General features: G+C 44.9%; 2 protein-coding genes. Both read left to right on the top strand.

Annotated elements, in window-relative coordinates:
* The first annotated feature begins 680 nt into the window (after positions 1–680).
* Positions 681–1124: an NfeD family protein gene (locus ACTQ3V_RS15410; RefSeq protein ID WP_441468270.1), complete on the top strand. Its 444-nt coding sequence runs from the start codon at positions 681–683 to the stop codon at positions 1122–1124.
* A 27-nt stretch (positions 1125–1151) separates the two neighbouring features.
* A complete protein-coding gene (locus ACTQ3V_RS15405) occupies positions 1152–2063 on the top strand; it encodes an SPFH domain-containing protein (RefSeq protein WP_441468269.1) in 912 nt (303 codons plus the stop codon).
* The last annotated feature ends 235 nt before the right edge of the window (positions 2064–2298 follow it).

The raw sequence follows: 2298 nt of genomic DNA, 5'->3' as shown, positions 1-2298 counted from the left end.
ATATGGCCCCCTCTCGTCAAGTTAAGTGTAGCAACTCAACTTTAACCGATGAGGCCTTATCCTTCATCCCTTTTTTATTCAACTGTCCAAGATGTATTGTACTCCTACAAGATGAGTATTTGGAAATCATAGTTTTACTGTACATTTTTATTGGTTCATGCTATACTGTTTCAAAGACCTCCCAATAAAAGTCACGTATGGCTTTTAAGTTTTCTTAGTGCATAGAATGGGCGTATAAAATCTGATCGCGGAGTGCTGTAAAATTGAAACAGCGCTCGGATGCAACAATGTTTAGCATGGTATTAGATGGTTCTATCGCGTCCCGTTAGGTAGTTGCCGAGGCGTATATAGATATGCAGGAGTTTGTTTGCGGAAGGATGTCGATTCCGGCTATTGATAAGGACATCAGTGCGGGAAAAAGTAACCATAGTTTTGGAGGGCATAACCGACGCACATCGTGAACCGCAGCCATGTGCCGGGGGTGAGCGCAGATGTCAACTTGCTTAGTTGGCTGACGGTGTGTCTGCGTCTCAAAAAGGGCGAGACCACTATCGCTTTAAAGGCTGCGTGACGGCGATCATGCTTTTGGGAAATATCGATGCCAACGCGGCTATTCATATTTCCACTATAGCGAGCCTCGGCTTTCGTATTTAGATTTATTGCAATGGAGGGATCACCAGATGCTGTTTGGAATTAACAGCCTGTATGTCTGGATGGCTGTCATCATCATATGTGTTGCTGTAGAGGCTTTTACATTGGATTTATCTGCCATATGGTTTGCTGTGGGCGGTGTTGCTGCATTGATTGCAGCCAGCCTTTCGTTGGAGGTCTCCTCTCAACTGATTATTTTTGTTTTATTTTCTGCGGCATTGCTTGCGTTGGTTCGCCCGTTTTGCCGGAAATTTTTAAAAACAAAGAATGAGCCAACCAATGCAGACCGCATCATTGGTGAAACTGCGATTGTTACAGAACAGATTGACAATGTCCACGAAACTGGCGCAGTCAAAATTTTGGGGTCAATCTGGACAGCGCGCAGTATCGACGATTCTGTCATTGAGAAAGGCGTGACAGTGAAAGTGGTTGCAATCCGTGGTGTGAAAGCCATGGTGCAAAGGGTAGGATGAAATTTTTGTAGAGTAAAGGAGAATAGTATGCCGTTTTTAATTTATGGACTTTGGATTGTCTTAGCCATTCTTTTGATTGCATTTCTGGCAAGCAATATCGTCATTGTACCACAGGCAAAGGCGTATATTGTAGAGCGTCTGGGGACATACAAGTGCACATGGAATACTGGTCTGCATGTCAAGGTACCGCTTTTCGAGCGAGTTGCCCGTAGGGTAACTTTGAAAGAGCAGGTAGTGGATTTTCCTCCGCAGCCGGTTATTACGAAAGATAATGTCACAATGCAGATTGATACAGTGGTATATTTTCAGATTACCGACCCCAAATTGTTCACTTACGGTATTGAAAGCCCGATGGCCGCGATCGAAAATTTGACGGCTACAACGCTTCGAAATATTATCGGTGATTTGGAGTTGGATCAGACGCTAACCAGCCGTGATATTATCAACACCAAAATGCGTGCTATTTTGGATGAAGCGACGGATGCCTGGGGTATTAAGGTAAATCGTGTGGAATTGAAAAACATCATTCCGCCGGCTGCAATTCAGGAATCCATGGAAAAGCAGATGAAAGCAGAGCGTGAGCGCCGCGAATCTATTCTGGTTGCGGAAGGCAAAAAGCAGTCCGCGATTCTGGTGGCAGAAGGTGAAAAGGAAGCAACGGTTCTTGCTGCGGAAGCGAATCGTCTGGCGAAGATCAAGGAGGCGGAAGGTGAGGCGGAAGCACTGCTGACCGTACAAAAGGCGTTGGCCGATTCTATCGCAATGCTGAATGATGCAGCTCCGACTGAGCAGGTTATCAAGCTGAAATCGCTGGAGGCGTTCAGTGCTGCAGCGGATGGAAAGTCCACAAAAATAATTATTCCCAGTGAAATTCAGGCACTTGCCGGCTTGGCGACTTCGTTCAAAGAAGTGATTACCGATCCTAAAGCAGAAAAGTGATCCATTGGTAGTCTGCGGGTAAAGGCTTCTAAAAAGTTAGATAATTTTTATAAGATAAAATCGTTCAAGCAACCAAAAGGGCTTGTTGTCTGCGAAGTGATATGCTCCCTTTATGAGAGACAGTGAAATAAAACACTGTCAATCATGGAGGGAGCATTGTTATGCCACAAAAACAGAAACTTAGCATAGAGAAAAAGATCGAGATTATACGGGACTGCTTGAAAGGACGGGTCGG

The organism is Candidatus Agathobaculum pullicola (genome assembly GCF_052117205.1).
Lineage (GTDB): Bacteria > Bacillota > Clostridia > Oscillospirales > Butyricicoccaceae > Agathobaculum > Agathobaculum pullicola.
This window is presented reverse-complemented; position numbering and strand designations above follow the sequence as displayed.

Excerpts from the sequence above, each read along its gene's own strand:
- ACTQ3V_RS15410 (WP_441468270.1), top strand. The coding sequence starts at position 681 with ATGCTGTTTGGAATTAACAGCCTGTATGTCTGGATGGCTGTCATCATC.
- ACTQ3V_RS15405 (WP_441468269.1), top strand. The coding sequence starts at position 1,152 with ATGCCGTTTTTAATTTATGGACTTTGGATTGTCTTAGCCATTCTTTTG.